This is a genomic window from Eisenbergiella massiliensis (assembly GCF_003435485.1).
In genome coordinates this window covers 65,476-86,362 of the sequence record NZ_QVLV01000022.1, presented here as the reverse complement: position 1 = coordinate 86,362, position 20,887 = coordinate 65,476, and the positions used below count along the sequence as shown (strand labels likewise).

Below are 20,887 nucleotides of genomic sequence, written 5' to 3'. Positions count from 1 at the left end.
CTATATATGAGGAAAGAAGGTGATATTAAAAAACTATTATAAAGTATCAGGTGTTGCCGGGAATGCAGGTTGAAACAGAAACGGAAAGGGGATAAATGGAATCATATGGAAGAAAAACAGGTATATGGAATGAAATCTACTCAGAATATCAGGCAGTGGATTTGAGGAATACGGACCTGGCAGTGGAACCGGGCTTTGATAACTGTCTGCGGGAATTCGGCGAAAAAACCAGTTATGTACTGGATTTTGGATGCGGAACAGGGGATATTATTTTTCAATATATCCAGAATTTTCCGGGGAAAAAAGGCGTTGGAATCGATGAGGCGGAACGGGGGATTGAATTTGCAAGGAAGACGGCAAATATGAGCGGATATCGGGGCCTGCATTTTTTTACGGGAAACAGCAGTATGTTGGCCGGCTTTGGGGCCGGTGAATTTGACGGAGTCATATTGTCAAATGTTCTGGACGTGATGCCAAAGAAGGCGGACGAGAGCGTCCTGCGGAACCTGGATCGTGTTCTTGCCCCCGGAGGGTACTGGTTCATTAAACTGAATCCCTTTTATTCCCCCAAGGACTTAAAAAGGTTTGATTATCAGAAAATGGGGGATCATCTGTATGAGGAAGACGGGGTTCTCCGGCTTCATCAGGAAACAACGGAACACTGGAAAAGGATACTGGCCTCTTATGGCCGCGTGGAACGCTATATGGAGTTCAGGTATCCGTGGCAGGAGGGACTGAACCGTCTGTTCCTGTTGAAAAAAACGGCTCCCAAAAAATAATGGGCGGCCGACATTGCACGGATGGATGGTATGGGAAGCTGCCCGGAGAGTATAGGGACAATGCATTGCGGATAAGAAAACGGTCCGCGGCGCTTTGTCCGCGGACCGTTTTGGTTATGGCCTGAGTCTTTGCCGGACAGAGACTGTTTCCAATAAGATCATATACTGCCGCCTATTCCTGCAAAGAATCCTTCCATTCCTTTGCCTGCCGTGTCATTTCCGAATAAACCTCATCGGCTCCGGCGGCCTTCAGCTTTTCCTGTGTTGCCTTTATGTCCTTTTGGGGATCATCTGTAAAGCCAAGGTAGAGCAGTTTGATATTAGTGTTATAAATATCATTCATAGCTGCAACCTGATTTTTCACACTTTCATTGTTGAAGGTAAATGCTGCGAATTCCCCTGCCTGCGCTGTTTTTATCCACTTGTCATATAATTTGTCATAATTGGGGATTCCGCCTTCCACTGATTTCCAGTATTTATCATTTCGGATGCCCCAGTTGCCGTTGGTGTCGTAGGGATAATTGCTGTTATTTTCCGTTAATTCAATCTTTCCATTGCCAAGGTCAATGTAATGCTCTCCTTCAATCCCATAGCAGAAAAGATCATGAAGCTCTTCGTCATTGCGCAGCAGATCCAGCGCCATGAGTGCACGCTCAGGATTTTTGGACTTTGAGAAAATGCACATGCCATTTGCAAGATACGACTGTACGATAGCAGGGACATCTCCCTGTGCGTCCACCACACGGATATCCCATTCGGGGTGCGCAAGGGTATTATTTGTATATTCACTTTTCGCATTATTGATGTTCATCAGTGCAGCGGCGCTTTTTCCTGCCGCAAAGCTCTCTTTGTTGTTTTGTGTATTTACCACCGCGCTCTTACTCCAGAAACCGCGGTTTTTCCAATCCTGAAGCTTTTCTACGGCAGTCAGGAAAGCGGGATCCTCCGTCTCATTGAATACGGTGACGGTATCGTCCCCTTTTTTGGTATATCCCATCAGCTGCATGGGATTGATTTTTTCCAGACGGTTCACTGTTTCCTTCTGCCAGAACAGGTCATAAAGCATACGAGCATCGAAGTCAGAGCCGATATCCAGAGGAATCAGGGACGGTTCATTTTTCGCGATCTGATCCAGATAGTTTTCCACATCGTCCATCGTCTCTACTTTCTCAATCCCATATTTTTCCATAAGATCACCGCGTACAAGGAATACAAAGGCAGTGAGCTCTTTATAATTCATGGGAAGCATATAGACCTTCCCGTCTACTTTAGCCTGTTCCCAGGCATCTTCATAAATGCTTTCGGCGGTCAGGGGAGCATATTTTTCAAGCTCATCCTTCGTGATTTCATAGAATCCCTGTTTGCTTGCCTGGGTATTGTACATGGCCCAGTCTGCAGAGTAAATCAGGTCAAAGTCCTCACCGGATGCAAATACCAGGGGATACTTCTGCTCCCATTCCCCCCATCCCATGAATTTAACTTCGATGGTCGCATTGATTTTTTCTTTCAGCTTCTCATTAATCCGGTCAAATACCTTGTCAAAATCCGGCGTCCGCTCCCCTAACAGGTACATGACAAGCTTCACTTCCTGGGAAGTATCAATGGCTTCCGTTCCTTCCGTCTCCGCAACAGCCGCTTTACTGTCCGGCTCTTCGGACGGCGCAGCAGCCGGAGCGGTGTCTGCCGGCGGCGCGGGCTTTTGGCCGCATGCGGATAAAAACATGCCCCCAAGCATTATCAGTACCAGAAACATTGCAAGAATTTTAGAGTTTCTTCTCATTTGTAACCCTCCTTAATTAATTTTTCACCGGGGCGGCACTCATCCCTTCACGGCCCCGATAGTAACCCCTTTAACGAAATACTTTTGTAAAAATGGATACAGCAGGACAATAGGACCTGTAGCCACCACAGTCATCGCAAGCTTCACAGGTTCGCTGGGAACCTGTGCGGATGGAATTCCCGCACGGGCGGCGGCATTCATCATTCCCTGGCTTTTGTTGAGAATATCGTTCAAATAATACTGCAAAGGATACATTCTGTCATCATCAATATAGAGCATGGCTGCATACCAGTCATTCCAATAGTTCAATGCAATAAACAGTCCCACCGTAGCAAGGCCGGCTTTGCTTAAAGGAAGCGCGATGCGGCGGTATATTGTCCAGTCATTGGCGCCGTCCAGCCGCGCCGATTCGAAAACTGCCTCCGGGATGTTGGCCATATAGCTTTTGAGTATCAGCAGATAGGTGACATTGACTAACGTAGGCAGAATCAGGGAAATATAATTGTTTTTAAAGTGAAGATATTTCATATTGAAAATATACCATGGTACAAGGCCGCCTCCGAAAACCGTTGTAAAATAGAAGAAAAAGGAAACGGTATTACGGTATGTAAAATCTCTGCTTGAAAGCACATAGGCAGCCATGCTCGTAACTATCATGCTGGAGAATGTACCAACGGCAGTCACAAAAATCGTGACCCCATAAGCATGCAGCATATCTTCCGGCGCTTTGAACAGAAACTGATATGCTTCCAGGGAAAATATTTTCGGAAGCAGGCGGTATCCATCCGTCAGGATCGAATCCTGGCTGGTGAAGGAGCCTGAGAGGATAAGCCAAAACGGGAGAGTACAAAACAGGGTAAGCAGCGAAAGCAATACCACACTGATGATATTGAATACTCTCCGGTCGCTGCTGAGTTTTCTATTGGAACCGGTTTGTGTTTCCATTGCCTTCTCCTTTCAGAAGAGTGTATAGTCGGGTTCTACTTTTTTGACCGCATAATTGGCGAGCATAATCAGGATAAAGGAAAATACGGACTGATACAGGCCTGCCGCGCTTGTCATACCGAATTCCTGCAAATACATCAGGCTGCGTGTCACATACGTGTCAATCACATCCGTAACCTCCAGCGTCATAGGGTTGTTGCCCGTCACCTGCCAGAACATCTGGAAATCCCCTTTCATAATGGTGCCGATGGAAAGCAGTATCAGAATGACCATTGTCGGCCGGATGCACGGAAGCGTAATGTTCCATATTTTCTGCCACATTGTGGCTCCGTCCACATCCGCCGCCTCGTAAAGCTGATCATCGATATTCACCACACTTGCCAGATACATCACAGTACCATAGCCCAGGTTTTTTAAAAGGCTTGCGCCGATCAGGATAGGAATCCATGCTTTCGGATTGGAATAAATATCAACACTGTGCAGCCCCAGCTGACGCAGCAGGGTATTTACAGCGCCGAATTCATAATTAAACATATTGTATACAAAAGCGCCGACCACAACCCATGAAATAAAATAAGGCAAAAACATCAATGACTGCGTGATGCGTTTGAAATGCTTGTGCGCCAGTTCTGATAATAAAATGGCACAGGTAATCTGGAAAAAAGTATTAACAGCCAGAAAGGCCAGGTTGTACAGGATTGTATTACGTGTAATAGACCAGGCTTTGCCGCTTTTAAAAAAATAACTGAAATTCGCCAGGCCGATCCAGGGACTTCCAAAGATGCCGTCCTGGTAATTGAATTCTTTAAAAGCAAGCACGATGCCTGTCATCGGGATATAGCACATCAGGATTACTGCAACCGCCGCCGGAACAAGCATCAGCCACTTAATGCGGTTTTTCTTTAAATCGTTCAACAGCAAATGTGTTTTTTTCATCCGCCCTCCTCCTTTTCTGTATTAAGCATAACAGTTTTTGAATTTCGATTTCAACGGAACAAAATTTGGAAAGGAACACAGAATTTTGCTGTTTCGTCATAATGCCTGATTATATTTGTGCGGCTATAAAAACAGATGTATAATGTGTTCATAAAATGAAAGGGGAAATCTGCTATGATATCCGTTTTGATTGTAGATGATGAAAAGCTGGTGCGGGATACTCTGGCAAATTACATAAATTGGGGAGAGCTGGGCGCAGATGCCGTATACCTTGCGGAGAACGGCGTATGCGCGCTGGAGCTTGCGGAAAAAGTGCAGCCTTCCATCGTGATAACTGATATTAAAATGCCGCATATGGGGGGCATGGAATTTGCGCAGTTCATCCGGGAACAGTTCCCTGGCAGCCGCCTTGTTTTTTTGAGCGGCTATACTGATAAGGAATACCTGAAGGGCGCCATCCATTTACATGCTGACGGGTATATTGAGAAACCTCTTGATTTACCGGAGATTTCATCCATGGTGCGGCAGCTTGTCTGTCTGTGCCTCCGGGAAGAGGCACAGAAGAATCCTGAGCTGTTTTTTTACCATGGGGATACAAAGGCAGCTTTACTGAACAAAGAGGTTTTTACGCTTACCAAAACGGATTTAAGCCAGATCAGGGCATTGCTTGGGACAAATGATGAAACAGCCCTGCTGCTTGCATTGCATTCCCTGTGCGCCCGGATCCGCAGGTGTGAAGGTACGCCGCCGGACTATGTACGGAATGTATATTCCCAGTTAGGCCTCCTGCTGGAAAGCGCCGCTGAATTCCATGGCGCGGCCAAAGCACAGGCTGCCGGCGGTGCTTTTGTATATATGACTGCACAGATGGAATGTCTAAAGGATCTGGAAAATGAACTTTTACGAATTGCTGAACTTTTATATGAAGAAATCAGGGAAAGGGATTTCGATCCGGTATCACAGGTAAACGGGTATATCCAGGCACACTTTACGGAAAGTACGGTTACTGTGGACGGGATCGCACGGGATCTGAATTTTAACACCAGCTATCTGTGCGCCGTTTACAAGAAAAAAACCGGGCAGACAATCAATGCCGCGCTCACGAAAGCCCGCATTGAGCGGGCGTGTGAGCTGCTTAAGGAGCCTGCCAGAAAGCTGTACGAGGTAGGGGCGTGTGTCGGTTATACAAACGGGAAATATTTTACCAGGGTATTCACAAAAGAAACAGGTATTTCCCCGCGGGAATATAGGGAGCGTCATCATGAAGCAAAATAAATTAAAATATATTTTCAGATACATCATTCAGGATGCAAGCCTACGTGTAAAAATGGTGCTTATTTTTTTCATGGTGCTGATCCTGCCCTTTTGTTTTTTTACCCTTTACGCCACGCGGCGCATCAGCTCTGTGATTCAGGAGCAGACCTTTTTGGCGGCGGGCAAGACCTTTGAGGAAACCTTTACCGCCGTGCAGTCACGCATCGAGAAGGTAGTCAATGTTACGGAGCTGCTCACCTATGATGACATGATTTATAAAATGGCGTCTACTGATCCCCAGGACTATCCTGTTATTTATCAGCTGGAGGATTCCAATGCCCTTGCAATCTCCTTTAATCAGCTGAAACAGCTTTCCGGTGTGGAAAACATCCGTCTGTATGTGAAAAATGACTATCTGTATTCCAATGAGAATACCCGCATTTTACCACTGGATTCGGCGGCGGATACAAACTGGTATAAAAAACTGTGGCAGGCGCCTTCCAATCGATGGTACACGCCTCTGGATTTTGCGGATCAACCCTCCCGGGAGCAGTCTTTTTTTTCCTGTATGAGGGTGATATATGATCCAGATACCCTGACTACGCCTCTTGCCGTCCTTCGTGTGGATTTATCAAAAAGCATGCTGGAACAGGCGCTTAACCGGACCGCCATCACACAGAACGGCTTCATGCTTCTGCTTTCCGGGGATAACACTGTTTTATCCTCTGAAAATGGAGCCGGCCAGAATCTGCCGGAGGATATCGGGGCTTCCCTTTCACAATCCGCCCAGGATACCTGGAATACCATTGAATTAGACGGAATACCCTGCTATACTTACAGCGCCACGCTCCCGCCTACCGGATGGACGCTCGTTTCGGTGGTCCCTTATACGGATATTTATTCCGTCGGCCGGGCTTTGCGCAATGAAATGATTGGGATCATGGCGGCGGTTGCAGGGGCTGCCTACGCCGTTGCGCTCTATTTGAGCAACCATATGCTCCGCCGTATATGGCAGCTGTCGGAAACAATGCAGAAGGTAGAGGATGGAGACGTGGAGGTCCGCTTCAACAGCGAGGGAAAAGATGAAATCGGACAGCTCATTCTGCATTTCGACCATATGATGGGGCGTATCCAACAGCTGATGGAGGAAAAAATCCGGTACGGTTTTGAAATTAAGAATCTGGAGCTGAAAGCGCTCCAGGCACAGATTAACCCCCATTTCCTCTATAATACGCTGGATACCATTAACTGCATGGCGATCCAGAAGGCCGTGCCGGAAATCGCAGGTGTGGCCACCTCCCTGGCCACCTTTTATAAAATTTCACTGAGCAGGGGAAAAGACAGGATTCCTGTCCGCGATGAAGTCCTGCATGCAAAGATGTACCTGAGGATCCAGAATGCACGCTTTGAAAACCGGATTCAAACCAGATGGGATATTTCCCCTGAAATCGAAAATCTGTACATTATAAAAATAGTGCTCCAGCCAATCATTGAAAATGCGGCGATCCATGGAATTTATGAACGGGAGGACGGAACGGGGACCATTACGGTACATGGATACCGGAAAGGGGAAGACGTATATATAGAGGTGGCCGATGATGGAATCGGAATGCCACAGGAAAAAGCCGATGCGGTATTTTCTTCTCCACCGGGTGAAATCGCACGGGAGCCGGGCGGATATGGTGTTAAAAATATTATTGACCGTTTAAAGATAGCCTATGGATACGAATATGGATTATCCTGCAAAAGCGTCCCGGGCGCCGGGACGGTGGTCACAATCCATATTCCGGCAGTCATTGAAATTTCCAACGAATAAAAGGAGCACATTTATGGAAAAAATATATTGTTTTACGCTTGATGATAACATCCGTTTTATGGAAAACGCCTGCCGGCGGAAGGAACCGTCTTTATTACAGAGCCCTTATCTGGCGATGCTCTTCCGTCTGCATAAAGAGTTTGGCTGCAAGTTTCAGCTCAATATGTTCTACAGCTATTATCCCGGAAGTTTTTCACTGGCTGATGTTCCCGATATTTATAAAAAGGAATTAAAAGAAAATTCCGGATGGCTTAAATTTTCTTTTCATGCGCGCCATAATGATCCCCCATATCCTTATGAAGATGATGTAGCGCTTTTGGAGCGCGATTTTGAAGATGTCATGTCACAGCTTAACCGAATTGCAGGACCGGACGCTGTGGCCCGCACCACTACCATACATTATGCGGCAGCGTCCCCGGAGGGCTGTTCCATGCTTGGGAATCACGGTATCAGGGGCCTGATTGGCATGTTTTATGAAAAAACGGGAAGGGAAGCCCTTCATTATCATCTTTCGCCGGATGAAGCGGAAAAACTTCGCAGGGGAGAATTCGTATATGATGCACAGACGGGCCTGACCTTCGCGCACAACGATATCATTCTGAACCAGCATGGGCTCGGCGAGACGGAAGCTATTATTGAAAACATAATTCAGAATGTGGAACGGAGACAGCATACGCCGTTTATCCAGTTGATGACCCATGAGCAGTATTTTTATGAAGATTATGCTGCCTGGCAGCCGGACTTTGAGGAGAAGCTTCATTCCGCCCTGCGCATTCTCCACCAAAACGGATACCGGCCGGTTTTTCTGGAGGATGTTATAGGAGGAAAAACAGAAGGAGGGAATACGGAAAAACAGTAATTAATTTTTCCTCCCCATTTTGGGAAAATCTTGAGAATTACCGTTTATACTTAACATAATAGGATAGAAATAAATGGGAGAAAAGGTGATGAAACAGAAAATATTGATCGTGGATGACGAGTACGGCATAGTAGATATGATGAAGAGTTATTTTCAGGCGCGATATGAGGTCCTGACCGCATACAGCGGCAAAGAAGCGCTGGAAAAGGCCGCCCGGAATCCGGAGCTTATTCTTCTTGACATCAACATGCCTGAAATGGATGGCCTTGCGGTTTGCCGGAGGCTAAGGGAATATATCAGCTGTCCCATTTTATTTCTGACGGCGCGGGTGGAGTCTGCGGATAAAATCAGCGGTTTTCAGGCCGGGGCAGATGATTATATCGTGAAACCCTTTGATTTGGAGGAACTGGGAGCCAGAGTGGACGCACATCTGCGGCGGGAAAAACGGCGGGAGAAATGTATGACGGTCCGTTTCTTCGGTGAGCTGGCTATTGATTATTCAGCCCGGACGGTTGCGGCAGGCTGTGAACCGGTGGCCCTGTCAAAAAGGGAGTTTGATATCGTGGAGCTTCTTTCTCTGAATGAGGGGCAGGTTTTCGGGAGGGAACGTATCTATGAAACCGTCTGGGGTATTGACGGTGAAGGCAGCAGCGATACCGTTATGGAGCACATCAGGAAAATCCGGGCGAAGCTGGGCGCGCATACGCTTCATAATTATATTGAAACGGTCTGGGGGTGCGGATATAAGTGGAACGGATAAAAAATATGGGGCTAAAGAAGGCCTTTTTCCTGTTGGCCGTCATGTGTCTTTTAGGCTCCCTGCTTCTGACGGCCGCGGTCTGGGCTGGCTGCAGCGCGCTCCGTTCTGCCTTTCCCGCCGGAGGCATTGCGTTTGGCCCGGATGGGATCATAACTTATTTGGAGGAACCGACGGGGGAACAGAGGGCGGTGTCGGCGGCATTGGGGTATATCCAGATTTTTTCCTGTATTCTTTTTCCGGTCTGCGGCCTTGCCGGTGCGGGAGCCTTGTTCTACCACCTGAAATGCAGGGCGCCGATTATGATATTACAGGAAGGTGTGCGGCGCATCAGGAAGCAGGATTTGGATTTTGCCATTCCGGTGGTGTCGGACGACGAGCTGGGGCAGCTGTGTGCGGCGTTTGAAACCATGAGAGCAGAATTATTGAAATCAAATCAGGAGCTTTGGAGGCAGGCGGAGGAACGAAAGCGGCTGAACGCGGCCTTTTCCCACGATCTCCGCAATCCTGTAACGGTCCTGAAGGGTACCGTGAAGCAGCTGCGGCAGGGGACGGCGGACGAACAGGCGCTTTCCCGGCTTGAGAGCTATACGCTGCGCATTGAGCAGTATGTGGAGGTGATGGGCAGCATCCAGCGGCTGGAGCAAATGCCTGTCTGCAAAAAGGAAGTATCCTGTGCTGTATTGCTTGAGGAGCTGGAGGAAACGGCGAGGCTGCTGGCTCCGAAACTGAAGGTGTTTGTCTGCGCTGGGGAAAAGGCGGCAGATACCGTCCCGGGGCAGCAGTCCGAGATATATGATTCTGCCCCGAGGCAGCATCCCGAGATATATGATGCCTTCCCGGGGCAGCAGTCCGGGACAGGTACGGTGCTTCTGGATTACGGATTGTTTCTGACAGTGGCGGAGAACCTGCTTGGGAATGCCGCGCGCTTTGCGGAAAGTGAGATAGCCATCCGTCTCGGTATCCGGGATTCCTTCCTTACGTTATCTGTCCGGGATGACGGCCCCGGCTATCCCGCCGCTCTCGTGCAGGACGGGCCGAAGCCCTTCGGAAAAATGAAGGAAGATGCGGAGCACTTTGGCATGGGACTGTATGTCTGTCGGATGATCTGCATGAAACATGGCGGAACGCTGACGCTTAAAAATGTACAGGGCCATGGAGCGGCCGCAACGGCGGTTTTTCAAATTAATAAATAGCCTTGAGCGTTTCTTGAGATCCATGCGCTACACTCTCCTTATTACTTGGAAAAGGAGAGTGTTTTTTTATGAACATAACGGCAAAGGGACTGACAAAGATTTACGGCAGCGGCGAGAACCGGGTGGTGGCTCTGGATAAAGCGGATTTACAGATCGCCTCGAAGGAATTCATTTCCATAATGGGGCCGTCGGGAAGCGGGAAGAGCACGCTGCTCCACCTGCTTTCCGGGCTGGACAGGCCGTCCTCGGGCAGCCTGACTTACGATGGCAGGGATATTTACAGTATGGGCGACAGGGAGCTGTCCGCCTTCCGGCGCAGGCGCATCGGTTTTGTATTCCAGCAGTTTAACCTGCTCCCGGTGCTGACGGCCAGGGAAAATATTATCATGCCCCTCCTGCTGGATAAAAAGCAGCCGGAGGAAGCCTATGTAAAGCGGCTCACCGATGTCCTGGGGCTTGGCGGCCGCCTGACGCATCTGCCGGGGGAGCTGTCCGGCGGGCAGCAGCAGCGGGTGGCCATTGCACGGGCGCTGATTGCGCAGCCTGACATTATTTTTGCCGACGAGCCGACAGGCAACCTGGATAACCGCAGCGGCAGTGAGGTCATGGAGGTATTGAAGAATATCTGGGAGGATATGGATAAATCCCTCGTAATCATTACCCACGACAGCCGTATAGCGCGGATGGCAAAACGGCAGTTCCATATCACAGACGGCGTGCTTTCGGAGGTGACGGCAGGATGAAATCATATCGCACACTGGCTTTTAAAGAGCTTCTGGCACAGAAAATGACCTCTTTTTTAATTCTGGCTGCAATCATCCTGTCCACGGCGATGACAACAGTGATCGGGCAGTCCGCCGGCGTTCTTTCTGCCATGCGGCAGCAGCAGGCCATCGCGCTTGGAGGCGACCGTTATGCGACGTTTGTGCAGATGAATGAGGAGCAGACGGAGGCTCTGCAAAACGATCCCAGGCTTTCTTATACGGGGGTGTCCGTAAGCCTGGGCACGGTGGAATTGAGCAGGGCGCTTCATCTGGATCTGATTGAGTTCCGGGACGGCAGCGGGGAGATTTTTCCATCCTTTACGCGGCTACGGGAAGGAAGGCTGCCGGAACGGGCGATGGAAATCGCGCTGCCGGAGGATGCGCTGCGTCTGATGGGGGTTGAGGGCAAGGTGGGCGATACCATTACCCTCACGGCGGCAAAAACGCTCCGGCATGGCGTTGAAACAGAAGAATTGACGTATCAGGCTAATTTTATCCTCACAGGGATTACTGAGAGCAATTATATGGGTTATGCGGCGGGAATCATCTGCGGCATTGTGGGAGAGGGGACGGCGGAACAGGTCCTGCCGGATTCCTATATTTACTATCTTGTGGACATCCGCACCTCTGAAAAGGGCGCCTTTCAGGATACTATGGATGATCTGGTTTCACGTCTTCATGTCCATGAGCTGGACACAATCTATAATGTGACGTATCTCAGGGCTTTGGGGATACCCTATGATGAAGAGGCCGCCGATACGGAGGTTTCGGATCAGGGCTTTCCATTTCTGACGGCGGCGGGCCTTCTGGCGGGGACGTTGGTCCTGCTGGCGGCGGGGCTGGTCATTTATAACATTCTGAAGATCGCCGTATCCAAACGGATCAGACAGTTCGGGACGCTGCGGGCCATGGGAGGAGAAAAAGGACAGCTCTACGCCATCGTCACCACCGAAATCCTCCTGTTATGTATTGGCGGAATCCCCGCCGGAATGCTGTTGGGGATGTTTTCGGCAGAGGGGATTCTGTCCGCCGCGGCCGGAATGCTGTCACCGGACATTTTTTTAGTGAACGATACCGCACAGCTGAAACGGCTGATTGCAGAAAACAGCGGCGGGAAAGGCCTTTTCCTTGCGCTGAGCGCCGTTATCACTTTAGGCTTTGCTTTGATTGCGGCCCTGCCTGCCGCCCGGTCGGCTGCGAATGTGCCACCTGTCGTGGCGATATCCCATACCGATACCAGAGTCAGGCGCAGAGGACGGAAGGTGAAACGGATCAGGAGCTTTGAAGCTTATTATGCCCGTCTCAACCTGAAAAGGAACAGGGGGCGGACGGCCATTACCATATTATCCCTGGTTATGAGCATTACTGTTTTTATTGCCCTGCAAAGCTTTGTTTCCCTGCTGAATACGGCAGGCTCATTGGAGGAGGCGCATCTGGGGGATTATTCCGTGATCAATGAAACCGTTGGCTTTACTCCGGAGATATTGGAAGAGCTGGAACAAAATGAAAATGTAGAGGCCGCCGCCGCTTTGCAGCTTTCCATATACTTGCAGAACGATGAAAACAGAATAGAAGAGATGGCCCTGGATTTTTCCCTGCAGCCAGGCGAAACCTTTCAGGTCGCCGGACTCAGCGGGCTGTATATGGATAAATTTTTCAAAGCGCAGCTTACAAAAGAACAGCTGGAGGCTTTGAAAGCCGGTGAGGGCTGCGTAATCCGCAACCCTGTCCCTTTTGCCTATGACGGGAAGCAGGTTCCCAGAACCGGCATCCGGGCAGGGGAAACCATCCACGCCGGGGGAAAGGAAATCCCAGTTCTGTATGTGCTTGACGATTACGGCGGCTATATCAGCATCGGAAGCAGCGGATTTGTCAACGGCGTTCAGATGATTGTAAACAATGGCCTGTACACAGAGCTTACAGGCAAAAGCGTCTATGAGGAGATACTTCCTGTTTTGAAAAAGGATGCGGACAGAAAAGCATTCGACACCATGCTGGAGGAGCTGTCCCGCCGGATACCGGGAACCAGCTGTCTCTCCTTTGAGCAGACGGACAAACAGCTGGAGGAAAGCTTCGCCCAGATTAAAATGCTCGCCTGGGGGCTGATACTTTTTATAGGACTGATTGGGCTGCTTAACATCGTTAACACCGTCTATACCAATATCCACACAAGGATCAATGAAATCGGGACACAGCGTGCTATCGGCATGAGCGTGGGAAGCCTTTACCGGACCTTTCTCTGGGAAGGTGTTTATTACGGCCTGATCGCCGCCATTCTCGGATGCGCCGCCGGATATATCTGTACTGTTTTTGTACAGGCGGCGGCACAGGAGGAACTTAGCCTGGCGCCTTTGCCCTTTCTTCCGATGGTTCAGGCCACGGCTCTTTCAATCACAGCCTGTCTGGCGGCGACCTGCATCCCTTTAAGGAAAATTGCCGGGATGAGCATAGTTGGGGCTATTGAAAATCTGGAATGACAGAGTATGGTGATTCTTTGAAGCTTATCAGATCGTCCGGCGGTAAGGAGGCAGCAGGACAATTTTTCCGTAAAACACAAGGAAAAGCTCTTTTCACAAGAATCCTTTCCCCTGTTTTCATAAGAATTGGCAGGGATCACAATAATATTTTCTTGGAAAAGAAGATGATACTATTTATCCTTCAAACAAACAGGTAAATACAGGTTTGATTAAATATAACGGTTTTGGATATGACAGCCTGAATTGCCTGTAACAGGTGTCTTATATCTTAGGAAGAAGGGAAGGGCAAAGATGGGAAAGAAGAAAAGAGAGAAGTGGAATCTGAAACAGGATTTTCGGAAAAGATGGCAGCTGTATCTGATGCTGTCACTGCCGGTTTTGTATATCATTATATTCTGCTATGTGCCGATGGGAGGAATTGTAATTGCTTTTAAGGATTATTCCTTCAGGAAGGGGATTCTTGGGAGCGATTGGGTCGGGCTGAAGTATTTCAAACAGTTTTTCAGCAGCCCTGATATCGGAATGCTTTTGAAAAATACATTGATTATCAGTATTTATCAGCTGGTGGTGACGTTCCCGGCGCCAATTATCCTTGCGCTTGCATTACATATTATAGGAAATGACCGGTTTAAGAAATTCATGCAGACGGTGACATATGCGCCCTACTTTATTTCTACGGTAGTTTTGGTCGGCATTGTGCTGCAGTGTCTGCACCTGAACATTGGTATTGTAAATACCGTGCTGGAATACCTGGGGCTGAACCGGGTGGACTTTATGGGAAGGGTTTCCTATTTCCGCCATATTTATGTGTGGTCGGGTGTATGGCAGACCACAGGATTTTCCGCCATTATTTATATCGCGGCATTGGGAAACGTGGACCAGTCGCTTGTAGAGGCTTCGTTGATAGACGGGGCGAACCGGCTGCAGAGAATCAAAATCGTGGAGCTTCCGGCGCTGAAGCCGATTATTACCATACAGCTTATTATGGCAATCGGAAGCATTATGGGAGTTGGCTTTGATAAAATTTTCCTGATGCAGAATACATTGAATCTGCCGGTTTCCGAAATCATCTCCACGTATGTGTTTAAACGGGGTATGAAGGATCTGCAGTATTCCTTCGCCACGGCCGTGGGATTGTTCAATTCAGTAGTTAACTTTATACTCTTGTTTACAGCCAACAAGCTTTCACAGAAGTTCGGCGAAACAAGTCTTTGGTAGGAGGCGGGGAAATGAGTTTGAATAAGGCAAAAAAGAATAAAAACAAGGTCAAGCTTTATCATAGTGTCCCGGATCGGATCCTGACCGGTTCCGTGTGGGCTCTGTTGCTGATTATTATGGTAGCCATACTGGTGCCGTTGATGTTTGTCCTGGCATCCTCCTTCAGTGATCCCAGCGCGGTATCCGCCGGAAAGGTGCTTTTATGGCCGGTTGATTTTTCACTGGTGGGATATCAGGCTATTTTTCAGTCGCCCAGTATTCTGCGGGGCTTTATTAATTCGGTGGAGTATACGCTGGTGGGAACGGTTATCAGCGTCACGCTGACGCTGTTTGCAGCGTACCCGCTGTCCAGGGTTGATTTGAAAATCAGGGGGCCGGTGATGTTCCTTTTTACGGTGACCATGTTTTTCAGCGGCGGTATGATTCCCACCTATCTGGTGGTCAGCAAGCTTCATCTGATAGATACCTTCTGGGCGATGGTCATTCCTTCCGCTATGGGCGTGTGGAACGTGATTCTGACCAAGACCTATATCCAGAGTTCGATACCGCTGGAGATTTACGAATCCGCTTCCATTGACGGCTGCACCGACTGGAAATATTTTACGGGCATGGTGTTGCCGCTTTCCAAACCGATTATTGCGGTTATGGTTCTTTTGTATGCAGTGGGCAAATGGAATGATTTCTTCTCAGGCCTGCTTTATCTGAATGATTCCTCCAGGCAGCCGCTGCAGATGATTCTGAGGAATATTCTGGTAATGAGCGACAGCGTCGGCATTAACATGAATCTGGCAGAGCAGATGAACCGGCAGGAATTAAAGACGCTGCTTCAGTATTCCCTGATCGTGGTATCTTCTGTTCCGGTACTGCTTTTGTATCCTTTGATCCAGAAGCATTTTGTAAAGGGAATTATGATGGGTTCCATCAAGGGGTAGAGAACCGGGGAAAAATAAAGCTGAAGCGGAGTATAATCCGGGTATCGGGATGGGCCGGATACAGGGGATTGTACGGGTTACTTTAGATGCTTTGCCCGCGGAAAAACGGATAATGTTTTTATCCTCCGCAGGGTTAATCATAAACATATTAATTTATCAGGGAGGTAGCGTATGAAACGCAAAAATTTGGGAACCAGACTTATGGCTGCAGGACTTACCTGCGCACTGCTTCTTACCGGCTGCGGCGGGAGCACAGCAGCCGGCCAGGCTTCAGGGACAGCTGAGGGAGGCGAAGGCGCCGCAGGCGGGGAGGAACGTCCTACCATTACGGTAGCCGTGCAGATGAATGAAAAGGGAGAGTATTCCGACAACAATTATGCCATCAAGTATATTGAGGATAATACGGGAGTGAACATTGAATTTGTCCAGCTTCCCTCCGATAAAGGGGATGCGGATACCAAGCTGAACCTTATGCTTTCCAGCGGGGATTATCCGGATGTTATCTGCTATGGCATGAACAAGCAGAAGATGGTGAAGTTCGCCAAGGAAGGAATTTTTGTCCCGATTAATGAGCTGATTGATCAGTACGGGGATAACATTAAGAGGCTGTTTGAGGCCAGGCCGCAGTATGAGCAGCTCTCCTATGCGCCTGATGGAAATATTTACGGCTTTGTAACAGCGAATGAGTGCTATCACTGCCAGGCCTATCCCAAGCTCTGGTATAACACCGAATGGCTGGAATCCCTGGGGTTAAAAGAGCCTGAAACAACTGAAGAACTGAAGGAAGTGCTCCTTGCAGTAAAGAACAGCGATTACAACGGCAACGGCAAAGCGGATGAAATCCCGCTGTCGGGCAGCAAGGACTGGGACTGCCAGCTGGAGTGGTACCTTCTGAATTCCTTCGTACCCTGTGATAAGGAAACCTTATCCCATGTGGAGGATGGAAAGGTTGTTTTCTCCTGTAACACCGAAGAGTTTAAGCAGGGGCTGGCTTACCTGAATGAGCTTTATTCCCTGGGACTGATTGACCCTACCTGCTTTACCCAAAGCTCCGACCAGATGCAGCAGGTAATCCGTTCCGACAAAAACCTGGTATTCGGCTATACCGCAGACCATTTTGCAATGGGAATCGATTTGGAGGATGCACATCTGAATGAAGTGACAGCGGCCATGGTACCCGTAGAGGGACCGAACGGCGCAAGATGGCAGCTGCATAAGGATTATGTGGATATGACGGACGGCTTCAGCTGGTTTATTACCGATAAGTGTGAAAATAAGGAAGCGGCCTTCAAGGTAGGCGATTTCCTGATGGGCGACGAGTCCTCCATGGTGCAGATGTACGGTAAGGAAGGCAGTTACTGGGGCAAGCTGGAGGCTCCCACGGAATCCATCCTGGAAGGAACGGAAGCTATTTACTGGATTAAACCCGGTTTTACCTCCAATGAGGATGATGAGTATCAGAAGAATACCTTCTGGTCAGGCCTGATGAACCAGCTGGCTGAGTTCCGCGCTTCCATGTCCCCCAGGCCGGAAGACATGTATGTGCCGGATTCCTATGAGGCGCGCCTGTTTGATGAGACGGCAAAGGTAATTCCTTATTTCTATCCGGAATATCTGCCTAAGAACCTGTTCTTGGAGGACGAAGCGGATGCGGAGCAGTTTACCACAATCCAGACCTCTCTCAGGGAGTATGTAAAAACCTCCATTGCACAGTTTGCAACCGGTGAGATGAGCGTTGAAAAGGACTGGGATTCCTATCTGAAATCCCTGGAAAAATATGATGTAAATACTTATATAAGTCTGTATCAGAAGGCATATGATTCTTATACTGCCAATAATTAAATGAGTTTTTGACATAACGGCGTATGTTTCGCAGGGCTATCGGGACATACGCCGAAGCCGTAAAGGGGAGATTGTGATAAGGATGGGGATTTTAAGCGGGGAATGGGAGGACAGGCTGGCGCATTGGCTCCGGACGTTGAAGATGGATTTTTATGAGGAGCTGGGGGAAATATCCTGGAGGGCATTCAGGACAAAGGAACAGCTGAGGCCGGAGGATTTGGAGGAGGAGCGGATGGTTCCGGCAGGGCCGGGCTTTACCTGGGGAGAAAGCTGGGAGTACTGCTGGTTTCGCGGGACGATTGAGCTGCCGGGGCGGGCGGCTGGAAAAAGGATTGTGCTGAAGCTGGATCCGGGCGGGGAATCCTGTCTGTTTGTTAACGGGAAGGAGTTTGGGACCTATAGGGCGGACTGGATCCAGGAGCCTTATCATTATATGGTGGACAACACGATCACAGCCTGCGGAGAGGCGGGGGAACGCTATCAAATCTGCATGGAAACCTGTGCGGGGCAGGATTTTCCCAATTGTGAGACGGGCTACTGTGCTACCGGGCCGGTTCTTCCGGGAAGCAGCTGGAGCAGTCTGGAGGAAGGTAGCCGCAGGGCGCTGGGAAGGTGTACCTTCGGAATCTGGAGGGAGGAGGCTTACCAGCTGTATATGGATGCGGATACGCTGTACAAGCTTCTTTCTGTGCTGGATGAAAATTCACTGCGGGCGGCGGAGACGGCAGAGGCCCTGAAGCAATTTACCTATATAGTGGATTTTGAGCAGGGAGAGGAGACGCGGACTGCCTGCTATCGGAAGGCAAGAGAAGCGCTGCGGCCGATCCTGGAGGCGGTGAACGGGACTACGGCCCCGCTTTTCTGGGCTGTGGGAAATGCCCACATTGATCTGGCATGGCTTTGGCCTGCGACGGAAACCATGCGTAAGACGGAGCGGACCTTTGCCGCACAGCTGCGTCTTCTGGAGGAATATCCGGAGTATCGTTTTATTCAGAGTCAGCCGGCTTTGTATGAAATGTGCCGCATTCATTATCCGAAACTGTTTGAAAGGATACGCAGGGCGATTGCAGAGGGCAGGTGGATTGCGGACGGGGCCATGTGGGTGGAGCCGGATACCAACCTGACGGGCGGAGAATCCCTGATCAGGCAGCTGGTCCATGGGAAGCGGTATTATAAAGAGGTGCTGGGGGTGGAAAGCAGTGTTTTATGGCTGCCTGATACCTTTGGTTATTCCGCAGCGCTGCCTCAGATACTGGCGGGCTGCGGCGTGAAGTATCTGGTGACGCAGAAAATATTCTGGTGCTGCAATGACGGGGAGCGGTTTCCCTATCACTATTTTAACTGGGAGGGTATGGACGGAACGAAGGTGGTTTCCTTCCTTCCCACCAGCTATACCTACCGGACAGATCCGCAGGAGGTGGGGAATGTATGGAAGGAGAGGACGCAGAAGGAGGATTTAAAGGCGTTTCTGCTTCCCTTCGGCTACGGTGACGGAGGCGGCGGCCCCACGAGGGATCATGTGGAGTATGTGCTGCGCCAGCAGGATCTGGAGGGAAGCCCAAGGATGAAAATGGGATCGCCGGAGGAATTTTTCCGTTTTCTGGACAGACTGGGTGGGGCGAAGCATACATATACGGGGGAGCTTTATTTCAGCTCTCACAGGGGAACCTATACCTCTCAGGCCAGGATAAAAAAGTATAACAGGGCATGTGAGCTTGCGATGCGGGAAATGGAGTGGTGGAGCGCGCAGGCAGTGCGCAGGGGAATGGACTATGATCTGCCCCGGGCGGACAGGCTCTGGAAGCTGTTATTGTTCCAGCAGTTCCATGATATCCTGCCAGGTTCTTCCATTGCCAGGGTATACGAGGAAGCGCAGGCGGCTTTTTTGCAGATACTGAAGGAGGCGGAGGAAATGACGCAGCAGGCGCTTTCCTGGCTGCTTCAGGAGAAGGAGGGAGAGGCTGCGGTCACTGTTTTAAATTCCCTGTCTTTTCCCAGACAGGCGATGGTAAGCCTTCCGGAAACCTTTTGCCGCGGGGCTGTGGCGGAGGATGGGAAAAGGCTGTCGGTGCAGTATACAGGCGGCGTGTTAAAGACATTGGTGAGTCTGCCCGCGGGGGGCGCTGTCGTGTTGAGCGCCGCCGCGGAGGAAAAGGGCGAACCGCAGAACGGGATTTGCGGAAGCAGGGAAGGGGACCGGGAACACCGGAAGAACGCTGTCCGGGAGGGCAGCTTGATCAGCCCTGCCCTCCTGAGGCAGACGGAAAATGGCTGGCGGATGGAAAACGAATGGTTAGCCGCAGTTATCAATCACAGAGGAGAGATTGTTTCCTTTGTACTGAAGGAATCGGGCAGGGAGCTGGCGGCGGGGCCGATGAACCGGCTGCGGATATTCAAGGATGTGCCCAGACATTTTGACGCGTGGGACATTGATGCCAGCTACCGGGAAATGGAGCTGGAGGGTGCGCGGGATATCCGGCTTGATAAGGTATCGGAAGGGCTGGAAGCGGTTCTTCGCATCACCGGGAAAATCGGCAGCTCCTCTTATACACAGGACATAAGGCTTGAGGCCGGGCAGAAGCGGCTGGAGTTTCATACACGGATTGACTGGCAGGAGCTGCATCGGTTGCTGAAGGCCGCCTTTCCGGTACGGGTGCATGCGGAAAACGCCAGGCATGAAATTCAGTTCGGGTTTGTGGAACGGCCGGCGCACCGGTCAAGGACATACGATAAGGATCGGTTTGAGGTTTGCAATCACAGATATACGGCACTTTGTGATGAGGGCCATGGGGCGGCGGTGCTCAATGACGGAAAGTATGGCATCAGCGTGGAGGACGGCTGTATGGAGCTGACTCTTATGAGGGCAGCGGCAAGTCCGCAGATGCGTGCGGACAACGGAATACAGGAATTTACCTATGCCTTCTATGCCTGGGAAGGAAGCTTCCGGGAGGGCGAAGCGGTGCGGCAGGGATATGAGCTGAACGTGCGCCCTGTAGTAAGGCCGGGAAGGCCGGCAGGCCAGGATGGCCCGATGTCCTTCGGGATCGGGAAGAAAAATATTCTGCTGGATACCATGAAGCCGGCGGAGGACGGCAGCGGGGATATGATACTGCGTATGTATGAAGCGGAGCGCGCCGCCGTTGTCACACAGGTGTATCTGCCGAAGGAATTTGAGCGGGCTTATCTTTGCGATATGCTGGAGCAGGAGCTGGAGGAAATCCCGATTAAGGACGGAGCGGTTACCCTTGATTTCCGCGCATTTGAGGTGAAAACAGTTAGGCTGATTTAGCCTGTTATGCTATCTATTTCTATCCGGGTTTGCTATAATAATC

At 50.0% G+C, this 20,887-nt stretch carries 15 protein-coding genes; 12 read left to right on the top strand and 3 right to left on the bottom strand.

Annotated elements, in window-relative coordinates:
* Positions 1-95: 95 nt before the first annotated feature.
* Positions 96-779 (top strand): class I SAM-dependent methyltransferase, encoded by a 684-nt coding sequence (locus DXC51_RS23180; RefSeq protein ID WP_025490409.1) that lies wholly within the window; start codon positions 96-98, stop codon positions 777-779.
* 172 nt (positions 780-951) lie between these two features.
* Here the strand turns inward: DXC51_RS23180 and DXC51_RS23175 are convergent, their stop codons facing one another.
* From DXC51_RS23175 to DXC51_RS23165, 3 genes are read right to left on the bottom strand one after another with little or no spacing between them, the layout of a single operon-like run.
* Positions 952-2,559, bottom strand: a complete 1,608-nt coding sequence (locus DXC51_RS23175; protein WP_117545514.1) for a DUF3502 domain-containing protein — start codon at positions 2,557-2,559, stop codon at positions 952-954.
* A 39-nt stretch (positions 2,560-2,598) separates the two neighbouring features.
* Positions 2,599-3,504, bottom strand: coding sequence for a carbohydrate ABC transporter permease (locus DXC51_RS23170; RefSeq protein ID WP_117545513.1), 906 nt, complete (start codon positions 3,502-3,504; stop codon positions 2,599-2,601).
* Between the two features lie 12 nt (positions 3,505-3,516).
* Positions 3,517-4,440: an ABC transporter permease gene (locus DXC51_RS23165; RefSeq protein WP_025490412.1), complete on the bottom strand. Its 924-nt coding sequence runs from the start codon at positions 4,438-4,440 to the stop codon at positions 3,517-3,519.
* A gap of 174 nt (positions 4,441-4,614) precedes the next feature.
* Here DXC51_RS23165 and DXC51_RS23160 point away from each other — a divergent pair, with 174 nt between their 5' ends.
* The 11 genes from DXC51_RS23160 to DXC51_RS23105 all read left to right on the top strand — a co-directional run bounded on the left by DXC51_RS23160 (position 4,615) and on the right by DXC51_RS23105 (position 20,844).
* Entirely contained in the window at positions 4,615-5,715 is a 1,101-nt protein-coding gene (locus DXC51_RS23160) for a response regulator transcription factor (protein WP_117545512.1), read from the top strand.
* The gene (locus DXC51_RS23155) at positions 5,702-7,510 is read left to right on the top strand and encodes a sensor histidine kinase (RefSeq protein ID WP_117545511.1); all 1,809 of its coding nucleotides are present in this window, start codon (positions 5,702-5,704) and stop codon (positions 7,508-7,510) included. Before DXC51_RS23160 ends, DXC51_RS23155 begins: the two co-directional genes overlap by 14 nt.
* 13 nt (positions 7,511-7,523) lie before the next feature.
* Complete coding sequence (locus DXC51_RS23150; protein WP_117545510.1) at positions 7,524-8,369, top strand: hypothetical protein; 846 nt, start codon at positions 7,524-7,526, stop codon at positions 8,367-8,369.
* Positions 8,370-8,457: 88 nt separating this feature from the next.
* Positions 8,458-9,129 (top strand): response regulator transcription factor, encoded by a 672-nt coding sequence (locus DXC51_RS23145; RefSeq protein ID WP_035322738.1) that lies wholly within the window; start codon positions 8,458-8,460, stop codon positions 9,127-9,129.
* On the top strand, positions 9,117-10,322 hold the full coding sequence (locus tag DXC51_RS23140) for a HAMP domain-containing sensor histidine kinase (protein WP_243003258.1): 1,206 nt from the start codon (positions 9,117-9,119) through the stop codon (positions 10,320-10,322). The genes DXC51_RS23145 and DXC51_RS23140 overlap by 13 nt, the downstream gene beginning before the upstream one ends.
* A 68-nt stretch (positions 10,323-10,390) precedes the next feature.
* Positions 10,391-11,065: an ABC transporter ATP-binding protein gene (locus tag DXC51_RS23135; protein ID WP_021637762.1), complete on the top strand. Its 675-nt coding sequence runs from the start codon at positions 10,391-10,393 to the stop codon at positions 11,063-11,065.
* Positions 11,062-13,563, top strand: coding sequence for an ABC transporter permease (locus DXC51_RS23130; protein ID WP_117545509.1), 2,502 nt, complete (start codon positions 11,062-11,064; stop codon positions 13,561-13,563). Before DXC51_RS23135 ends, DXC51_RS23130 begins: the two co-directional genes overlap by 4 nt.
* A gap of 291 nt (positions 13,564-13,854) precedes the next feature.
* On the top strand, positions 13,855-14,781 hold the full coding sequence (locus DXC51_RS23120; protein WP_025490419.1) for an ABC transporter permease: 927 nt from the start codon (positions 13,855-13,857) through the stop codon (positions 14,779-14,781).
* A gap of 11 nt (positions 14,782-14,792) precedes the next feature.
* Positions 14,793-15,713, top strand: coding sequence for a carbohydrate ABC transporter permease (locus tag DXC51_RS23115; protein WP_117545508.1), 921 nt, complete (start codon positions 14,793-14,795; stop codon positions 15,711-15,713).
* A gap of 171 nt (positions 15,714-15,884) precedes the next feature.
* A complete protein-coding gene (locus DXC51_RS23110; protein ID WP_025490421.1) occupies positions 15,885-17,555 on the top strand; it encodes an extracellular solute-binding protein in 1,671 nt (556 codons plus the stop codon).
* A gap of 82 nt (positions 17,556-17,637) precedes the next feature.
* Positions 17,638-20,844: an alpha-mannosidase gene (locus DXC51_RS23105; RefSeq protein ID WP_117545507.1), complete on the top strand. Its 3,207-nt coding sequence runs from the start codon at positions 17,638-17,640 to the stop codon at positions 20,842-20,844.
* Positions 20,845-20,887 lie beyond the last annotated feature (43 nt).